This window comes from Liquorilactobacillus hordei DSM 19519 (assembly GCF_019443985.1).
GTDB classification, from domain to species: Bacteria; Bacillota; Bacilli; order Lactobacillales; family Lactobacillaceae; genus Liquorilactobacillus; species Liquorilactobacillus hordei.
In genome coordinates, this window is record NZ_CP049303.1 from 693555 (window position 1) to 711095 (window position 17541).

Sequence of the window (17541 nt, forward strand, 5' to 3'; positions counted from 1 at the left end):
TCGATTCATATCACATGGCTTTTATTGATATAAAGATATTTTTTAGCAATAAAGATTTTGAAGAACAACTTAGAATAGTTGTATAATAATATATAAAAATGAAAGGCTAGTATCAATATTTATTAACGAAAAAAATCGAATTAAGATAATAAAAGATGGAGGAATTAGGATTGTTTAGAAAAATCGGAATTGGTATTATTATTTTTATTGTAGGTCTTTTTTTGTACGTTAATTTGTCTAAAAAGACAACTATTACTGTTAATTTTGTAGATGAAAATGGAACAAAATTATTAGTGAACTCAGTAAAATATTATGGTGTTCCACACACATTATTGGGTAGTAAACAACTTGAAAAGAAGGTTCCAGGATATACACCAACCAAGTCTTTTATATTTTTTAATAATAAAAATCGAAAAATAACGCTGAAATTCAAATCGAAAAATTACAAAAAGGAGTTTAGTGATTTTAATAAAGCAAAGTATGTTGCGGCAACTTTTCAGCCAATGACAGTTACAGCCAAAAATGGATTTCAAAGTGATCCCTATAATACTGCACGAACTTATAATGGAAAAAAAACGGGAAAAGATAGCTTGCGGTTAATTTATTCAAATGATGGGGTTAAATGGAAAAAATTACACGTCAGTTATCCCCGATTGAATGTGCGCGACCCTAGTATCGTTAAGATCCATGGTTATTGGTACATTGTCTATACGAAAGGGTTAGTGAGAACTAAAGATTTTAAGCATTGGGAAAAAATAAAATGGCCACATTCTAAAATATTTGTTAATCATTTTGAATGGGCACCTGAATTTTTTAAAGATGCAAAAGGAAAATACCATATAATTATGGCTGGAAGATCAACAACTACAGGGAATTTCCAACTTTATGTATCTGATTTTAATAAAGAAAATGGTCATATTTTAAATAATTGGAAAAGTATAACTGGGACTAATTTGCCTAATAATATGATTGATGGAAATCTAACATATCATAATGGAAAATATGTTCTCTTTTATAAGAATGAGGATGTTGAAACGAATAAGTTAACGAGGGCCACTGCTGACAATTACTTGGGACCCTATAAATCAGAAACATTAAATGTGGATTTAAAGGGTTATGATGGATCTGAAGGGTTAGAAGCAATTCTTAGTGGCAACACTACGAGATTATACGTGGATACCTATAAGTTTAACAAAAGTGGTCAGACTATATATGACGGTGTTCATTATACGAAAGAAAATGGGCAGAAAAATACATGGACCAAATTGAGCCCGATAAAAGCTCCATTTATTGTGCGTCACTTTGGAATTTTAAGAACTAAGTAGCTGTATTTCAATTTTGTGTTTTAAGACGAAATTAAAGTTATGCAACAAGATAGCACACTGACTTGTTATTCATAAACTGGTTGATGTGCTATTTTTTTATTATATTTGTAAGATTTTACAAACATGTGCGTCTTATTAGGTAGGAGGTGAAGAAGTGACACAGTTGGAAGAGTTATACAACAAGTATTTTAAAGATGTCTATCATTTCATTTACAGTCTATCAAATGATAAAAATATTGCGGAAGATGTCACTGCTGAAACATTTTTAAAGGCATTGAAGGCCATTAAAAGTTTTAAGGGCAAGAGTGATATTAAGACTTGGCTATTTCAGATTGCTAAAAATTCATATTATTCTTATTTAAGAAAAAATAAAAATACCAAAAGTGATGCTTTAATGTCTGAAGCAAAAAGTGAACTTAGTCTAGAAAAAAATTTAGTATCAGCTGAAAAGGCAATGGAATTGCAAAAAATTATTCATAATTTACCAGAACCATATAAGGAAGTATTTTCTCTGCGAATTTTTGGAGAATTGAGCTTCAAACAAATTGGAAGTTTGTTTGGAAAAAATGATAATTGGGCATGTGTCACTTTTTATAGAGCAAAAGAAAAAATAAAAAAAGCAATGGAGGGTTAGAAATGAAAGTAACATGTAATGTCATAAGGGATCTAATTCCACTTTATGTAGAAAATATGTTAAGCGATGACTCAAGAAAGCTCATAGAGGAGCATCTCAAAAATTGTCCGGATTGCAATAGTTTTTTGAAAAATAATATAGAAGAAAGCTATACAACGGTTTCAAATACAGTTGAAGATGCACGACCGCTGGTAAAAATAAAAAAAAGACTTCAAAAGAGAAGATTACTTGCAATTATAATCTCGTTTTTAGTAACCGCTATATTTATGACTTTACTATTTTCGTATTTAACAGCCCCTGAATATTTGAAGAATAATCAAAAAAATGTGACAGTCCAAAAAATTGATAATAGTAAAATACTTTTGAAATTTGGCAGTAAGGTAAACGGATATGAAATTTTTCGGACTGGAGGAAATCAAAAATCTGGTTACATCTATAGTCTCACTGCATGGAGTACCATTTGGGATACCAAGATAAGGAAGCAAAAAGCAGGCAATGTAATTTTGAACGCAAAAGGAGAAAAGGTTAAGTCAATTTATTATTATCACGAAGATGGATCTGAGGATAAGTTAATTTATGGTAAAGAACTATATAAAGATGGAGAAAGTGTCACATTACCAAGACTCTTTTTAATGTACTACCTGTTGATTGCAATAATCCTCATAGTTATCGAAAGCATTTTATTGTTTGCTTTTCGCAAAAAAAGGCAATTATTTAGAAAAATATTATATATTTGGTTCCTACCGATTTGTTATGTTGTGGCAGACTTCATGATAAATGGATTATCACAATCTTCTTATTCAGCAGAGAAAAAATTTTTTGAAATCTTATTAATTATGATGATATTGTATCTTATTTTATTGGCAGTTATTGAGTTCTTTAAAGGACAAAAAGAAACTGTTAAATAAGGAATTTCGTTTACTCTCCAATAATCTCAAAACCGTATCCACGAATATGTTGTTTTAATAAGTCTAAGTAGTCTTTAGCGGTATCACTAAGTTCAATTTTTTTACTTTTAAGATATCCAAGGGTCATTCTATCCGGTACATCCAATGGAATTGCGACAATCTTTTCATCATTGAGCTCACTACTAATAATTCCAGAACTGATGGTGTAGCCATTGAGACCGACCATCAGATTAAAAATTGTCGCACGATCACTGATTTGAATCGCTTTTCTGTGTTGCAACGTGCTAAGAATCTCTTCTGAAAAATAAAATGAATTGGTATCACCTTGCTCATAAGAAAGGTACGTGTAATCTTCAAGGTCGGCAAGAGTAATTCTTTTTTTGTTAGTTAAAGGATTATCACGGCCAACAAAGACATGGGGATGAGCAATGAATAATGGAATGAATTCAAGATTTTTTTCAGAAATCAGCCGCATTAAGACGGTTCGGTTGAAATCATTCAGATAGATTACACCAAGTTCGCTTCTGAAAGTTTGAATATCATTTAGAACATTTTCAGTCTGTGTTTCGCGCAATGTAAAGTTATATTCATCTTTGCCAAGTTTTTTAACTAATTCAACAAAAGCGTGGACAACGAATGCATAGTGCTGACCAGAGACACTAAAAATTTGTTTACGAACAGCCTCCTTACCAAATCGTTCATTTAGCAAGTTGACTTGGTCTAGTACACTTCGTGAGTAGTTGATGAACTCGCGCCCTTCTGCAGTTAATGTGATACCAAGCTTACTACGGTAAAAAAGTTGGATTTTATATTCTTTTTCAAGTTCTTTCATTGCTTGAGAAAGAGAGGGCTGGCTAATGAAAAGTTGTTTAGCTGCTTCATTCATTGAACCTGTCTCAGCAATTTTTTCAAGATAATGTAATTGTTGGATTCTCATTGATTTTCTCCTCTAGTTATAGGTAATACCTATTATATCATTAAATGAAAAAGTATTATCTAATAACAGTTGCTTTTGTTAAACTATATTCAACGAAGAAAACGCAGGGGGAATAGAAAATGACAGTTGATAAGTTTCAGTTAGTTGGTTCATTACTACGAACACCAGAATTGCTTGAATATAAGAATAGGATTGAACATCGTGATGATATAAAGTATCCATTCTATAATGATTTACCAGGTTATAAAGAAACAGAGTCTAAGGCAATCAGCAAAATTATCCAGTCTCAGATTGAACATAACTTGAGTGTGATTACTGATGGAGAGTATTCTAAATCAATGTGGCATCTTGATTTTCTATGGGGATTCAAAGGAATTGAACGATATATTGCTGATCATGGGTATACGTTTAAGGATCATGATGATAGTACTTTTGAAACTCGTAAAGACATTGGTATCAAGATTACTGGACCTTTGTCAGGAAAAAATCATCATTTTATTGATATCTTCAAAGAAATCAAAGAACAAGCACAAGGAAGAACAGTCAAAACAACTGTATGGGGCGCAGCTCACGCAGTTACCGAATTAACAGTTTTTGATGGCCTTTTTGGAGAAGATCAAGTTTATAAAACAAAAGATGACTTAAAAGATGGTGTAATTAAAGCATACAAAGAATTTTTAGATGATTATCAAGCAGCCGGTGGAGAAATTGTTCAATTCGATGATTGTTTGTGGGAACTTTTTGCAGATGACAATGAAAGTAGCTTTTTTGCAGATGGGACACAAGGATTAGAAGACTTAGCTGATGAATTTGTTGCAATTAATAATGCAGTTGTTGATTATGGTCACAAGTTAGGCTTGAAAATCTGGACACATAATTGTCGTGGTAATTATGAGAGTCGTCATGCTGCAGGTGGTTCATATAATGCAATTGCTGAGAAATTCTTACGTGATCAACACTATGATCGTTTCTTCCTAGAATGGGACGATGATCGTGCAGGGGATATTTCGGCACTTGAAGTCTTGCGCAACAAACCAAATGTTGAAGTTGTTTTAGGGTTACTTTCAAGTAAAACTAATACATTGGATGATGAGAAACGTGTCTACCGTTTATTGGATAAGGCTAGCCAAATTATTCCAAAAGATCGATTATTTATTTCACATCAATGCGGTTTTGCATCATGTGACTCAGGTAATGAGTTGACGATTTCACAACAATGGGCCAAAATTACACAAGGTCAAGAAATTGCTAAGAACTTTTGGAGTACAGCAACAATCAACTAATATAGTGCAAAATAGGAACTCAACCATTTTTTGGGGGGAGCTCCTTTTTTTTGCTACAAATTAAGAGATGGTCTACAATTGACGAATAAATAGAAGAGTATGCATCAAAAGGGAGAGTTTAATGAAAATAATAATTATTGGAAATTGTGGGAGTGGTAAGTCCACCTTGTCTAAACAGATTGCGGCACAACTGAATTATCCATTATTACAACTTGATAATTTATGGCATCAAACAAATTACTCAACTGATGCGAAAGAATGGTTTATCCAAAAACAAATTAAATTTATGCAACAAGATAATTGGATTATAGATGGGAACTACCGCTCGACAATGAGTCTACGTCTTCAACAAGCAGATGTTATTATCTGGTTGAAGATCAGCAAGTTTAGAGCTATCTGGCGAATTATTAAACGTTCAATATTATTTAGGATAAATAAAAAAACACGACCGGAAATGCCAGAACAGTTTAAGGAGCATTTTGATCGGGAGTATTTGGAATTTTTGAAGTTTGTTTTTTCTTATGATGAGAAACAAATTTCCGAAGTAATTAAAGTTAACAGAACAGATCAAAGTAACTTAGTGATTGTTAGAAAAAAAGCAGATAAGAAAAAAATTGTGAATTTAATAGAAAACGAGTATCAAATTGTCTAATTATCATAAAAATGGAGAAAAAATGAAAAAATTATCTTGTGTTTTTTGCCAGTGGGAGCAGTTAACAATTATTTTAGAAAATGATTTGGCGGTTGGATTCAAGGATATCCGTCCCGTAAGTAAGGGACACCTTTTAATCATCCCTAAACGGCATCGAACAAACTATTTTGATTTAAGTGAAGAGGAATTATTGGCAATAAACGAATTAATACATAGTGGAAAAGAATTATTAGATAATCAATTTGCGCCTGATGGGTACAATATCGGTGTTAATGTTGGTACATATGGGGGTCAGACAGTGATGCACTGTCATTTTCATATAATACCAAGGTACATTGGAGATGATCCCCATCCTGCTGGGGGAATTAGAAAACTATTGCCAAAAGGACAAGAAAAAATATAATGTGCTTATCAGAATAGGAAAGGAGACTTAATTATGGGTAAATTTATTTTACAGCATGTTCCATTTGAAAAACCAGGTATTTTAGAGCAGCTAAATGCAAAAATCATTAAGATGTATGAAGGTGACCATTCTCTCCCAAAAGCAGCAGATGTTGAATTAATGATTGTTTTAGGAGGACCGATGGGTGTTAATGATAACTATGATTGGCTTATTGCGGAAAAAGAATTAATTGGAGAGGTTATTGCTTTACACAAACCAGTCTTAGGAATTTGTCTAGGTGCGCAATTAATTGCACAAGTATTGGGAGCAGATGTTTACCCAAATGAAAATGGTAAAGAAGTTGGTTTTAAAGAAATAAAAAGACAAGTGAATGCTTACTCTTTTTTACCAACAGAGTTAAAAGTTCTTCATTGGCATGGCGATACTTTTGATTTACCAGATAAGGCGATCAGATTATACAGTTCGGATGCTTGTTACAACCAAGCATTCATTTATCAGGAAAAAGTAATTGGATTACAGTTTCATATGGAGACTACGACAGCCACATTAAAAGGACTGGTTGAGGCTGATAGTGAGTACATTGATGGTAATGTTTTTGGTTATTCTGAGAAAGAAATCTTAAATGCTCAGATTCCAGCACAAAATGAACAAGTCTTGCTGAAGATGGTTGATTATATAATAAAATAAAAATGATTAGCATGAGTGTGTAACTTATGGAACATGTTTATTAGTGATAAATAGAGGTGCTTAATTAAAACGTGCCAACTTCGATGCAAAACAAAAAGGGTTAAATCAAAATGTTACGGTTGAATTAACCCTTTGATAAGTAGCTTAAAATAATTGACTAATTTGTAGTTGCAAAAATGGTTGAGTAACTCGAAGAACTACTTGAGCCAGAAGTGCTGTTCTCAGAGAATGCCTTATATGCAGGACTCATATTATATGTCTTACCATTATCATTAGAAGTAGCCAAACTTAAGCGATTTGTGGAGTCATCCGTATTATCATCAAGACTGGTTTCTGTTTGCCAGTTCTTTGTAATTTTTTTATTTGCGGGTGCCAAAAGAACGCTTAAATAATTGGGAGAACTTTTGGAGACGGAGTTGTGAACGTTAATTACTAGACTGCCATCAGGATGTAAAATAACTTGTTTAAAGTAATAAACTTGTGCTTGGCTTGAGTCACCAGCGACTAATGTTCCTTTTTTAAAATCTAAAGTATATGAATTAGCGTAACCTATATATTTACCAGAATATTTATTATAGCGTGAATAATTAGTAATGGTAGTTGATTGTTTGATACTGCTAGCTGTACTTGTTGAGACATGTGATTTGCTGCTCGAACTGCTTTGAGTGGTTGCTTGGCTTGAACTTGTAGAGTCCACAATATGATTGTTTGTAGACTGTTTTTGTGATTCTTTAACAATAAAGACCCCTATGGCAATGACAAGGATTCCAAGCATAACTTCAATGATAAGTGCGCGTTGGCGAATTGCCCTAACTCTTAGGTAATCCTCGCGCCATGCGGGATCATCACGCCGTTCTTTGTAGAATGCATATGTGTGTTGTGAGCGTGTACGCTTACTAGGATAAGTTTTAGGTTTCATAGTATCTGATATATTCTCCTTATGGAACAACGATTAGTTATTATGGCACCGTTAAAAGTGCATCTTTAACTTTTGTAGTAATTACTTAAGTGACTAGGTATGTATAATGTTATTCTAATATATAATGGTAGTCGTGAATAGAGATATGCAAAAATTTTAGTAATTAATAAGCTAAATATGCTTAATTAAATGAACTTTTAAGGATTTATAATGAATAATAAAAAAAGAAGGTTAGCAAAATGACTGATATTATATACATAGTTAAAGAATCAGATAAGAGAAAAGAAATAGAAATGTTTAATTACGTAATGGATCATAAGAAAAATTTAGGAAAGCGAAATAGTAATCGAAATTTATTTTTATATAGAGTTTCAAAAGATGGGATAATTAAGCCTGCAAATAGTAAGATTCAAAAAATGGTTGATTTGTTGGGAATTAATTCATTACCAATTGCTTTAACCATAAAACTGGGAAGTTTGTTCAATAATGACGAACTGGCAGCAATGTTTGATGGTGTCTCGTTTCAGCAGTTTGAAGAAAAATAGTTTAATTATCAGTTTGATTTAGCCAATCTAATTTTAAGAAGGTGATGGGATGAATATTGGCTTTTATACAAGTTCAACACCAATTACTGTTTTGTCACCTAAAAGATTTGAACGTGCTCAAAAATTCTTGAAAGAAAAAGGTGTTAAATTGATACCCGGCAGTCTTACGGGAAGGATAGACGGATATCGTTCTGGTAGTATTATTGAACGTGCACAAGAAATTAATGGACTGATTCATAATCCTGAAGTTGAGATTATCATGTCAACAATTGGAGGAACAAATACAAATGCTGTATTGCCATATATTGACTATGGCTACCTAGCAAAACATCCTAAGATTTTTGTTGGCTATTCAGATACAACAGCGTTATTGTTAGCGGTGACAACTAAGGTACCTCAGTGTCGAGTTTTGTATGGACCAGCACTTGTTTCTTCCTTTGGTGAGTGGGAACCGCTTGTTGGGGAAACATGGAATTATTTTACAGAAGTTGTTAATTTAGAAAATAATGCAAAAATTACGTTACAAGCACCTAATTATTGGACCGATGAAAAAATAAATTGGGAGAATTTTGAGCATGAAAAGGATATGACTCCCAATAAGTGGCATTATATAAAGGAGCCAGTTTTAGAAGGAAGAATTATTGGTGGCAATCTTAACACGATGTATGGTTTGATTGCCTCTGAATATTTTCCAAACTTCACTCAGAATGATATTTTATTGATTGAAGATTCCGAAAAAGATGCTTCAACAGTTGAAAAAAACTTTGTGATGCTTAAGTTAGCGGGGGTTTTTGATAATATTAAGGGAATTGTATTGGGTAAACACGCTCTTTTTGATGATGAGGGGAGTGGCAAAAAGCCAATCGATATTTTACAAGAAGTGTTGGGTAGTAAAAAATTACCAATTATTTATGATTACGATAGTTCACATACTGTTCCAATGATAACCACGCCATTGGGGACACATGTGAGAATCGATGCAGAAACAATGAGTGTGGAATTTATAAACTAATAAAACTAGCAATAAAGGAGAATGTTTATGACTGAAAAAATTTTTAAAACGGCAACCTATGGAAATAATCAACTAAAATTAATAATTGAAAAAAATTCATTGATACCCAAGACGGTAGATGTAAAAGCAAAAGTTGATCCAAAGACTGGTGAAGTTAAGTTCTTTGTTGATCCAAAAGATTTGTCAAAGATAACAAAATGAGCAAGTTGTACAAACTAAAAGGTAGTGTACCATAAGTCGGGAAAATTTGAGTACTAACTTGAAATTACGAACATAGCGAGTACTTTGATATGAGTAATTCGAAGTTAGACGGAGAATTTTGACTTATGAAACACGTTTATACGAAATAAATAGAGGAACTGAATCAATATTTTACTTTTGAAGTGCCCCATAATAGTTAGACAAAAATCTAATTATTATGGAGCGCTTTTTTATTTGTGCTCATTTAAGGTGGATATAACTCTGAGTATTGTTGCCAATCAGCCTTTCAATATAGTTGAATACTAATAATAACCAGCCAAATGAAAGCATGAAAGAAATAATTTCAAAGGCAGTTAAAGAAAAGTAGCCAATAATGCTGAAAAGAAATTCCGAGATGATCAGTAATATTCCCACTGCATAAGATAGCAGTATAAATTCTTTCGTTATTTCAGGTAGTAGCCAACGAATTCCGATAATCAAGATCAGCACAAAGTAAATCAGAAAAAGAGCCACATGATCATGCAACATGTGGAAAGAAGCATCGTTAGGAAAAACCCCAACTAAACCTAGATTAATTGCAACCATTGTTAATAAGATACGCAAAAGCCAAAGTTTCCATGTATGAGCATAAGTATCATGCAAACTTACAAATAAGTAGTCAATTAACGCTAACATCAAGAGTGCAGACAAGATAAGAGTTGCATTAAACTGCCATCCACTTGATGCTTGATTGGTTCCTAAAAAGCTGAGATTATGTTGCCACCAATAGCGTCTGTTATTGACCGCCATTGAGATGACGACTCCACTAATGATTACAAGTGTAAGGATTGTTGAGAGCATATTGCCATCAATTGTTAATGCAAAGTGAATCATAACAAGATTGATAAGAGTACAGAATACAAAAAGAATAATACTAGCTGTAAAGTTATCAAATACTGCCCCTTTAAATAAAACACCTAGTAACCACATTGCACTAACAAGGCAAAGAGCAAGGATTAGTGTGAAAGAAATAACGATAACTGGAAAATTTCGCCAGTACACATTTTTTGTAAATTCATTGTGCGGATTTTTCCGATCAATGATAAAGAAAAAAGTAAAAAGAATGGTACCAATAATTGCACCTAACATGATGATTGCAGTGGCCAATGAAGAGTTACCAGCCATTTTAATAGATTCTATATTTTGACTAATACAGTAAATATAAAAACCAATACTCGTAATTAGTGCAATAATAATTGGCCAGATAAAGGAATTTCTGACAGTATGTAATTGGTTATCTTGAAATTGGACAATTAGTTTATTATTGCGAATACTGAGTATGGCTTTATCATTGTCTTTGAGATCTAATTTCTCACTAATATCAGCAGGAATTAATAATTATAAATCTTTGTTCTTCATAGTGTCCTCCAATACATAAAGTACTGGAATATATTATACCAAATTTTTGAAGGAGACATATAAGATGAAAGTAATAAAAGAAATGTAGCATTTACTATTAAAAATTATTTATTTCTAGCTTTATTTTTACGAGAATCATGCAGAATTTTTAATGCACGTTTTCTGGTCTTGATGTTAGGGCTTTTAAGCATGCGGTAAGCTGTAGATAAATCAGTTTTAGTTGACATAAGTATCTCCTTTATTTTCTAACTTCAACGAAAAGTGCACGTTGTTTGAGGCGTGGTGAATACTTCATAAGTTTGAGAGCTTCAGGTGTATTCCGCTTATTCTTACTTGTCAGGTAGAGACGTTCCCGAGTTTCTTTACATTCTAAAATAATGTTTGTGCGCATGTTAATTCACTCATTGAATTTTAAATAGTAACTATTACTATTTGAAAGTAACATAACATTTTGGGGAAGTCAACAAGAATGGTTAGTGAATCAAAAAAGAACAAATTTCGTTATTTTAAAATGTGGTTTCTTGAAATTACATTTTAATATATTGACATTGGTGATTTTAAAGGATATAATCACCTTGTATTAGTAAGTATAGAAAGGTAAGGAAGATATGGGGAAAATAAAAAATATGATTAAAGTCGTTAGTGGTTCTCCACAATTTCGGATAAATGAAGTGCTAGATAACACTGCGCCCCTATATACTTATTATGGGCAGACAGAATTGGAAAGTGACTTAGTAAATTTACAAGTGGATACATCTGACAGTAAGCAAATACGTACTTTAGATAAGGTAAATATAGTTAATGAAGGCGATGTACTTTTTAGTTTAATATCAGGAAAAGCGACTATTGTTAGGGATATTCATCAGGGATATTTATTTACCCAAAATTATGTGAAGTTGATTTTAAATGATGAAATAGATGCAAAGTATCTTATTTATCTATTGAATGAAAATACAAGTATAAAGCGACAATTTAAAGTGGGATTGCAAGGATCAATGGTGTTGAAATATACAATTAGACAAGTAAGAGAGCTAGAGTTGCCCAAAATTGTTTCGATAGAAAAACAAAGAATTATTGGTGAAATTTATTTTAATCAATTACGATTGCAGGCATTAAAAAAGCGAGTAGTGGCATTAGAAAATACGATAGTGATAGAAAAATTAAGGGGGATTAATAACTGATGAATGAGGCGAAGTTTGAGACAGACTTGATTCAATACATTACAAGTGGAACAATTGATAAACCTAGTGGTGAAAACACAACACTTAAAGAAGAACCTGTAGATTACATAGTTAAAACAAAAAAATGGAAATATGAACCACAAATTAAAAATACTGAACAATTATGGCGTAATTTTAAACAAATTTTGGAGCAACATAATCAAAATACGTTAGAACATGAATTGAGTACTGTTGAATTTAATCAAGTTAAGAAAATTATTTCTGATATCCAAACACCATATGAAGCAGGTCAGTTTTTATATGGTTTAAATGGTGTATCACAAATTGAAATTGATTTGGATGATGGGCGTCATGTATTTTTAACTATATTTGACCAAAAACAAATTGGTGCAGGTGATACGGTTTATCAAGTAGTTAATCAAATTGAAAGACCTGCAGTGATTATTGGAAGACAAAAGCGACGGTTTGATACAACTCTTTTAATCAATGGATTACCAATTATTCAAATTGAGGAGAAGCGTGATACGCATGATGTGAACGAAGCGTTGAACCAAATGAATCAATATGCAGAGGAAAACCAGTATCGTGATATTTTCTCAACACTTCAGATTCGAGTTGCAATTACGCCGAATAATGTCAAGTATATGGCCAATACGACCCCAGATAAGTTCAACACAGACTTCGCATTTAATTGGCAGCGAAAAAGCGATAATAGTATTGTGCGTAATTGGAAGGAATTTGCAGATTCAATGCTTTCTATACCGATGGCTCATCAAATGGCGACCAATTACATGATTTTGGATGGAACTAAAAATAAGCAGATGCTTAAGGTTATGCGCCCATATCAAGTATATGCTACACAAAAAGTTATTGAGGGCTTGAAACATGTGGATTTTGAGCTTGGCATTAACAAAATTGGGTATATCTGGCACACAACAGGTTCAGGGAAAACAATTACTTCTTTTAAAACAGCCTGGCTTGCAAGCCGGATGCCAAAAATTGATAAAGTAGTCTTTGTAGTTGACCGAATTGCCTTAACTAATCAGACAAATGAGAATTACAAGGCATATGATCCGGATTCTACTGATAGTATTGATGGAAGTATTCAAAATACAAGTAATACAACTGATTTAAGTCGTAAACTGAAATCAAAAGATAATAGTATTATTGTAACTTCAGTTCAGAAGTTAGACACATTAGTTAAACGGCAATCGTTTAAAGCACCAAATAAGAATATTGTTTTTATTGTTGACGAAGCCCATCGTTCAACTGGAGGAGATTCATTCAAGAATATTCAAAAGTCTTTTAGGAAATCTGCTTGGGTTGGTTATACTGGAACACCAATGTTTGATGAAACGACGACAGGCTTGCGCACAGAAGATGTTTTTGGTCCTTTATTACATGCTTATACTATCCGAGAGGCGATTGCTGATCGTAATGTTTTAGGATTTAAAGTGGATTTTGAAACAACGATTAATGAGGAAGAAATGAAGGATAAATATCTACCAAATTTTTATCGTAATCGATACCCTAAATGGACAGAAGAAAAAATTCAAGAGAAGATTATCAATTTATCACCAGATGATATGGATGATGCCGTAGAACCAAGCTTTTATGATGAAAATCCAGATCATGTTCATGAAGTCGTTAAAGACATCTTTAAGAATTGGCGCAATCGCTCAGTTGAAGGTAAGTACAATGCCTTGCTGACAACACACGTTGGTGGAGGGAAGGCCAGTATTCCTATGGCAATAATGTACTTTGAAGAATTTCAACGAGTGAATGAACTTAATAGGACTGAAGGAAAACAAACCCTAAAAGTTGCAGTTACTTTTAGCCAAAATACATCCAATAGCAATAATATGCTTAAAACTAATAATGGACTTTTTGATGCTATAAGCAGTTATAACACCCAATTTGGTACAAACTTTGGGATGGATGATGTAACGGGATATACACAAGATGTTACTTCACGCCTAAATAAATCAGCTAGTGATGGTAATTTTCTTGACTTAGTCATTGTTGTTGACCAACTCTTGACGGGCTTTGATGCACCAGAGCTCAATACACTTTATGTTGATCGGACATTAAAAGGTGCAGGTCTGATTCAAGCATATTCACGTACAAACCGGATTGCTGATATGCAAGCAAAACCATGGGGACGGATTGTAAATTATCGTTGGCCAGCACAAAATGAAAGATTGATGAACCATGCATTAGCAATTTATGCTAATAAAGATTCAGCCATTTTATCTGATGAAGAACGAAATAAGCAAAATATAAAAGATGGGATCACAGCACCTGAGTTCAAGAATGTATTTTCAGATACGAAGGAAGTTGTTACAAACCTCTCACATCTGACAAGTGAATTTACACAGTTGCCACCTTCAGAGAAGAAAAAAGATACAATGCTTGGTTTGCTTCATGAATATAACAAAGGCATGGCTAAATTGAAACAATATAATTCTGAAGAAGTGGGTGGTGAGAATGAGGGATTTAACTACGATAATCCTGATGAGTTAATAGAGGCTTTAGGAATGACTTCTGAACAAGAAGTCATGCTGACAACTGTATTGACAAATGAGTTGAAATTGATTATTTCTAAGAATAAGAAGATTCCAATTTACCAGATTGAACTGCGGATGACACACATCAAGGACGTTAAAATCGATTATGATTACTTGACGGAATTGGTTGAAAGATTGTTGAACGAAGTACATGAAGGTAAGACAGAAGAAGCTAAGGAGACACAAAGAAAAATTAATCAATTTGCAAATGGTTTGGATGACCGAAATTACGCAACTAAGATTACTAATGCAGCAGTTGCAATTATCAAAGGTCACTTTCCTCCAAGTGACTCTGATTTTACCTATCCGGCTAAACTAAAAGATAGTGAAAGGGTTATTGAAGCTGCCAATAATGTCAGTCTGGATAGAACGCTGCTTGATTTTCGTGTGAAATGGGGAATTACGGAAATCATAACAAGTGTACAAATGCGTGAACTCTTTAGTCGTCATCGCTTTGGTTTACAGGACTTAGATGATACCGGACAAATTCGTGACATTATCGCAAAAGCAAGTGCTGAGTATAAAATGTTGGCGCATGACAAGGATATCCAAAAGTTTTCGAAGATTAAATATCGTAATGGGTTACGCGAGGCAATTTATGAGTTGGCTGATGAATTAACGGAAAGTTAAGCAACGGAATAAGTGGTCAACTGTGGTAAGGAGGGTAAATGTGGCGAGTAATATAATTTTTTATAATACGGAAGATGGGAAATCTAAAATTGAACTTCATCTGCAAGATGGAACGGTGTGGCTGTCACAATTGGAAATTGCCGAGTTATTCCAAACATCAAAACAAAATGTTAGCAAGCATATCAAGGCGATTTTTGAAGATGATGAGCTCGATGAAAAAGCAACTGTCAACTATAAGTTGACAGTTCAAAAAGAAGGAGATAGAGAAGTTTCAAGAGAAGTCTCTTTCTATAATCTTGATATGATTCTAGCAATAGGTTACCGAGTTCGTTCTGCTCGTGGTGCTCAGTTTAGAAGGTACGCATCAACTGTTTTGAAAGAGTATTTAATCACGGGGGCAGCGTTAAATACAGAAAAATTAATTGGTGATCTGACCTACTTTAAGAATTTACAAAAGCGGATTCGTGATATTCGCTCTAGTGAACGACTGTTTTATCAGCAAGTCTTGGATATTTTTGCTACCAGTGTCGATTATGATGGTTCAAGCAATCTTGCACGTGAATTTTTTCAAACTGTTCAAAATAAAATGCTGTATGCAATAACAGGACAAACAGCACCAGAACTTATTTTTACAAGATTAGATGCAAAGAAGGAAGACTTGGGACTAACTAGTTATAAAGCGAATTACCCAAGGAAGGCTGATTTGAAAATATCAAAAAACTATTTAGATGAAAAAGAATTGAACCGACTAAATCTAATAGTTTCAGGATATCTAGATACGGCGGAATATCAAGCAGAAATGCAAACAACTATGACAATGGCTGATTGGAAGGCTGAGCTCGATCGGTATCTGAACTATCAACGCGCTGATATTTTAGAAGGTAAAGGAACAATTAGTCGAAAGAATGCGAATATCAAAGTTGATAGGGAATATGAAAAATATCAAGAAAAGCATCATGAAATTGCAAGAGTGGATGAAGATTATTTCAAAGCCTTATCAAGCAATATGAAGCGCTTGAAAGGAGACAAAAATGAGTGAGAAAAAACAAATGGTTCCTAAGTTGAGGTTTCCAGGATTCACTGACGCTTGGGAACAGCGTAAGTTGGGGGATTTACTCAAAGAATTTAGTATCAAGTCTAAAATCGAAGATGAACATAAGGTCCTATCAAGTACAAACTCGGGAATGGAATTTCGTGAGGGACGTGTTTCAGGCACCTCTAATTTGGGATATAAGATCATAAAAAATGGAGATTTGGTTTTGTCTCCACAAAATCTATGGTTGGGTAATATCAACATTAATAACATAGGCAAAGGTCTAGTATCTCCTAGCTACAAAACATTTGAATTAATAAATATAGATAGCTCATTTATAAATCCACAATTACGTACGCAAAAAATGTTAGAAGAGTATAAGAACTCATCTACTCAAGGAGCGAGCGTTGTAAGACGTAATTTAGAAATAGATTCTTTCTATCAGATAAAAATATTCGTACCTACTATTTCGGAACAAGAAAAAATAGGCTCATTTTTCCAGCAGTTAGACAACACTATCGTTCTTCATCAGCGTAGGCTTACACATTTAAAAAAGTTAAAAAGTGGTCTACTTCAAAAAATATTTCCTAAAAATGGAGAAAAATTTCCAAAATTACGCTTTCCAGATTTTACTGACGTTTGGGAACAGCGTAAGTTGGGAGAAGTGGCTGAATTTTCAAAAGGAAACGGATACACAAAAGAAGATTTGACTGAAAATGGCAGCCCTATTATTCTTTATGGTCGTCTATATACCAAGTATAAAACAGTGATTAATGATGTAGATACTTTTGTAGTACCGAAAGATAGATCTGTAACTAGTAAAGGAAAGGAAGTTATTGTTCCTGCTTCCGGAGAAACCGCAGAGGATATTTCCAGAGCTTCTGTTGTTGGTAAATCAGGATTTATATTGGGTGGAGATCTAAATGTTATCAAGCCTGATGTATTAATTGATTCGTTATTTTTAGCATTAACTATTTCAAATGGCCCACAACAAAAGGAAATGGCTAAGAGAGCTCAAGGAAAATCCGTGGTTCATCTTCACAGTTCTGATTTGCAACAAATAAATTTATTATATCCAAAACTAAAAGAACAACGAAAAATTGGTGCCTTCTTTGAGCAACTTGAGGACGCTATTACCCTTCATCAGCGTAAAATAGACCATCTAAAACTACAGAAAAAGGCACTTTTACAACAAATGTTTGTTTAAATTAAGAAGATAGAAGGAG

The 17541-nt window shown here is 33.3% G+C and carries 19 protein-coding genes; 14 read left to right on the plus strand and 5 right to left on the minus strand.

What is annotated here, in order from left to right; all coding sequences use genetic code 11:
- The first annotated feature begins 170 nt into the window (after positions 1 to 170).
- From G6O70_RS04570 to G6O70_RS04580, 3 genes are all read left to right on the plus strand, one after another.
- The gene (locus tag G6O70_RS04570) at positions 171 to 1325 is read left to right on the plus strand and encodes a glycoside hydrolase family protein (RefSeq protein ID WP_057868641.1); all 1155 of its coding nucleotides are present in this window, start codon (positions 171 to 173) and stop codon (positions 1323 to 1325) included.
- Positions 1326 to 1479: 154 nt separating this feature from the next.
- The gene (locus G6O70_RS04575; RefSeq protein ID WP_057868640.1) at positions 1480 to 1959 is read left to right on the plus strand and encodes an RNA polymerase sigma factor; all 480 of its coding nucleotides are present in this window, start codon (positions 1480 to 1482) and stop codon (positions 1957 to 1959) included.
- A 2-nt stretch (positions 1960 to 1961) separates the two neighbouring features.
- Positions 1962 to 2867, plus strand: coding sequence for a zf-HC2 domain-containing protein (locus G6O70_RS04580; protein ID WP_057868639.1), 906 nt, complete (start codon positions 1962 to 1964; stop codon positions 2865 to 2867).
- 10 nt (positions 2868 to 2877) lie between these two features.
- Here the strand turns inward: G6O70_RS04580 and G6O70_RS04585 are convergent, their stop codons facing one another.
- Positions 2878 to 3804, minus strand: coding sequence for a LysR family transcriptional regulator (locus tag G6O70_RS04585; RefSeq protein ID WP_057868638.1), 927 nt, complete (start codon positions 3802 to 3804; stop codon positions 2878 to 2880).
- Between the two features lie 119 nt (positions 3805 to 3923).
- Between G6O70_RS04585 and G6O70_RS04590 the strand changes: the two genes are divergently transcribed.
- From G6O70_RS04590 to G6O70_RS04605, 4 genes are all read left to right on the plus strand, one after another.
- A complete protein-coding gene (locus G6O70_RS04590) occupies positions 3924 to 5087 on the plus strand; it encodes a cobalamin-independent methionine synthase II family protein (protein WP_057868637.1) in 1164 nt (387 codons plus the stop codon).
- A gap of 121 nt (positions 5088 to 5208) precedes the next feature.
- Positions 5209 to 5739 (plus strand): P-loop NTPase family protein, encoded by a 531-nt coding sequence (locus G6O70_RS04595; protein WP_057868636.1) that lies wholly within the window; start codon positions 5209 to 5211, stop codon positions 5737 to 5739.
- Between the two features lie 22 nt (positions 5740 to 5761).
- Positions 5762 to 6142, plus strand: a complete 381-nt coding sequence (locus G6O70_RS04600; RefSeq protein WP_057868688.1) for an HIT family protein — start codon at positions 5762 to 5764, stop codon at positions 6140 to 6142.
- 33 nt (positions 6143 to 6175) lie between these two features.
- Positions 6176 to 6829 (plus strand): type 1 glutamine amidotransferase, encoded by a 654-nt coding sequence (locus G6O70_RS04605; RefSeq protein WP_057868635.1) that lies wholly within the window; start codon positions 6176 to 6178, stop codon positions 6827 to 6829.
- 157 nt (positions 6830 to 6986) lie between these two features.
- Here G6O70_RS04605 and G6O70_RS04610 read toward each other — a convergent pair whose 3' ends face one another.
- On the minus strand, positions 6987 to 7748 hold the full coding sequence (locus tag G6O70_RS04610; RefSeq protein WP_057868634.1) for a hypothetical protein: 762 nt from the start codon (positions 7746 to 7748) through the stop codon (positions 6987 to 6989).
- A 239-nt stretch (positions 7749 to 7987) separates the two neighbouring features.
- Between G6O70_RS04610 and G6O70_RS04615 the strand changes: the two genes are divergently transcribed.
- Genes G6O70_RS04615 through G6O70_RS04625 form a run of 3 tightly spaced genes read left to right on the plus strand, consistent with a single transcriptional unit; the run spans position 7988 to position 9506 of the window.
- Entirely contained in the window at positions 7988 to 8293 is a 306-nt protein-coding gene (locus tag G6O70_RS04615) for a hypothetical protein (RefSeq protein ID WP_233419096.1), read from the plus strand.
- Between the two features lie 49 nt (positions 8294 to 8342).
- A complete protein-coding gene (locus tag G6O70_RS04620) occupies positions 8343 to 9305 on the plus strand; it encodes a S66 family peptidase (protein ID WP_057868633.1) in 963 nt (320 codons plus the stop codon).
- 27 nt (positions 9306 to 9332) lie between these two features.
- Positions 9333 to 9506 carry a hypothetical protein gene (locus G6O70_RS04625; protein ID WP_164478082.1) on the plus strand — a complete coding sequence of 58 codons (174 nt, stop codon included), beginning with the start codon at positions 9333 to 9335 and terminating at the stop codon, positions 9504 to 9506.
- Between the two features lie 240 nt (positions 9507 to 9746).
- On the opposite strand, the gene G6O70_RS04630 is transcribed toward G6O70_RS04625, so the two are convergent.
- The 3 genes from G6O70_RS04630 to rpmG form a co-directional block, all read right to left on the minus strand.
- Positions 9747 to 10670 carry a DUF998 domain-containing protein gene (locus tag G6O70_RS04630; protein WP_233419095.1) on the minus strand — a complete coding sequence of 308 codons (924 nt, stop codon included), beginning with the start codon at positions 10668 to 10670 and terminating at the stop codon, positions 9747 to 9749.
- Between the two features lie 338 nt (positions 10671 to 11008).
- The gene (locus G6O70_RS04635; RefSeq protein ID WP_162255350.1) at positions 11009 to 11131 is read right to left on the minus strand and encodes a putative metal homeostasis protein; all 123 of its coding nucleotides are present in this window, start codon (positions 11129 to 11131) and stop codon (positions 11009 to 11011) included.
- Positions 11132 to 11142: 11 nt separating this feature from the next.
- Complete coding sequence (rpmG, locus tag G6O70_RS04640) at positions 11143 to 11295, minus strand: 50S ribosomal protein L33 (RefSeq protein WP_083481848.1); 153 nt, start codon at positions 11293 to 11295, stop codon at positions 11143 to 11145.
- A 217-nt stretch (positions 11296 to 11512) separates the two neighbouring features.
- Here rpmG and G6O70_RS04645 point away from each other — a divergent pair, with 217 nt between their 5' ends.
- From G6O70_RS04645 to G6O70_RS04660, 4 genes are read left to right on the plus strand one after another with little or no spacing between them, the layout of a single operon-like run.
- The gene (locus G6O70_RS04645) at positions 11513 to 12085 is read left to right on the plus strand and encodes a restriction endonuclease subunit S domain-containing protein (protein WP_057868632.1); all 573 of its coding nucleotides are present in this window, start codon (positions 11513 to 11515) and stop codon (positions 12083 to 12085) included.
- Positions 12085 to 15282, plus strand: a complete 3198-nt coding sequence (locus tag G6O70_RS04650) for a type I restriction endonuclease subunit R (protein ID WP_057868631.1) — start codon at positions 12085 to 12087, stop codon at positions 15280 to 15282. The genes G6O70_RS04645 and G6O70_RS04650 overlap by 1 nt, the downstream gene beginning before the upstream one ends.
- 40 nt (positions 15283 to 15322) lie before the next feature.
- The gene (gene rhuM / locus G6O70_RS04655; protein WP_057868630.1) at positions 15323 to 16321 is read left to right on the plus strand and encodes a RhuM family protein; all 999 of its coding nucleotides are present in this window, start codon (positions 15323 to 15325) and stop codon (positions 16319 to 16321) included.
- Positions 16314 to 17522, plus strand: a complete 1209-nt coding sequence (locus tag G6O70_RS04660; protein WP_057868629.1) for a restriction endonuclease subunit S — start codon at positions 16314 to 16316, stop codon at positions 17520 to 17522. Before rhuM ends, G6O70_RS04660 begins: the two co-directional genes overlap by 8 nt.
- Positions 17523 to 17541 lie beyond the last annotated feature (19 nt).

Excerpts from the sequence above, each read along its gene's own strand:
- rpmG (WP_083481848.1), bottom strand. The coding sequence starts at position 11,295 with ATGCGCACAAACATTATTTTAGAATGTAAAGAAACTCGGGAACGTCTC.
- G6O70_RS04620 (WP_057868633.1), top strand. The coding sequence starts at position 8,343 with ATGAATATTGGCTTTTATACAAGTTCAACACCAATTACTGTTTTGTCA.
- G6O70_RS04585 (WP_057868638.1), bottom strand. The coding sequence starts at position 3,804 with ATGAGAATCCAACAATTACATTATCTTGAAAAAATTGCTGAGACAGGT.
- G6O70_RS04625 (WP_164478082.1), top strand. The coding sequence starts at position 9,333 with ATGACTGAAAAAATTTTTAAAACGGCAACCTATGGAAATAATCAACTA.
- G6O70_RS04590 (WP_057868637.1), top strand. The coding sequence starts at position 3,924 with ATGACAGTTGATAAGTTTCAGTTAGTTGGTTCATTACTACGAACACCA.
- G6O70_RS04615 (WP_233419096.1), top strand. The coding sequence starts at position 7,988 with ATGACTGATATTATATACATAGTTAAAGAATCAGATAAGAGAAAAGAA.
- G6O70_RS04605 (WP_057868635.1), top strand. The coding sequence starts at position 6,176 with ATGGGTAAATTTATTTTACAGCATGTTCCATTTGAAAAACCAGGTATT.
- G6O70_RS04650 (WP_057868631.1), top strand. The coding sequence starts at position 12,085 with ATGAATGAGGCGAAGTTTGAGACAGACTTGATTCAATACATTACAAGT.
- G6O70_RS04610 (WP_057868634.1), bottom strand. The coding sequence starts at position 7,748 with ATGAAACCTAAAACTTATCCTAGTAAGCGTACACGCTCACAACACACA.
- G6O70_RS04630 (WP_233419095.1), bottom strand. The coding sequence starts at position 10,670 with ATGGCTGGTAACTCTTCATTGGCCACTGCAATCATCATGTTAGGTGCA.
- G6O70_RS04635 (WP_162255350.1), bottom strand. The coding sequence starts at position 11,131 with ATGTCAACTAAAACTGATTTATCTACAGCTTACCGCATGCTTAAAAGC.
- G6O70_RS04645 (WP_057868632.1), top strand. The coding sequence starts at position 11,513 with ATGGGGAAAATAAAAAATATGATTAAAGTCGTTAGTGGTTCTCCACAA.
- G6O70_RS04600 (WP_057868688.1), top strand. The coding sequence starts at position 5,762 with ATGAAAAAATTATCTTGTGTTTTTTGCCAGTGGGAGCAGTTAACAATT.
- G6O70_RS04595 (WP_057868636.1), top strand. The coding sequence starts at position 5,209 with ATGAAAATAATAATTATTGGAAATTGTGGGAGTGGTAAGTCCACCTTG.
- G6O70_RS04660 (WP_057868629.1), top strand. The coding sequence starts at position 16,314 with ATGAGTGAGAAAAAACAAATGGTTCCTAAGTTGAGGTTTCCAGGATTC.
- G6O70_RS04580 (WP_057868639.1), top strand. The coding sequence starts at position 1,962 with ATGAAAGTAACATGTAATGTCATAAGGGATCTAATTCCACTTTATGTA.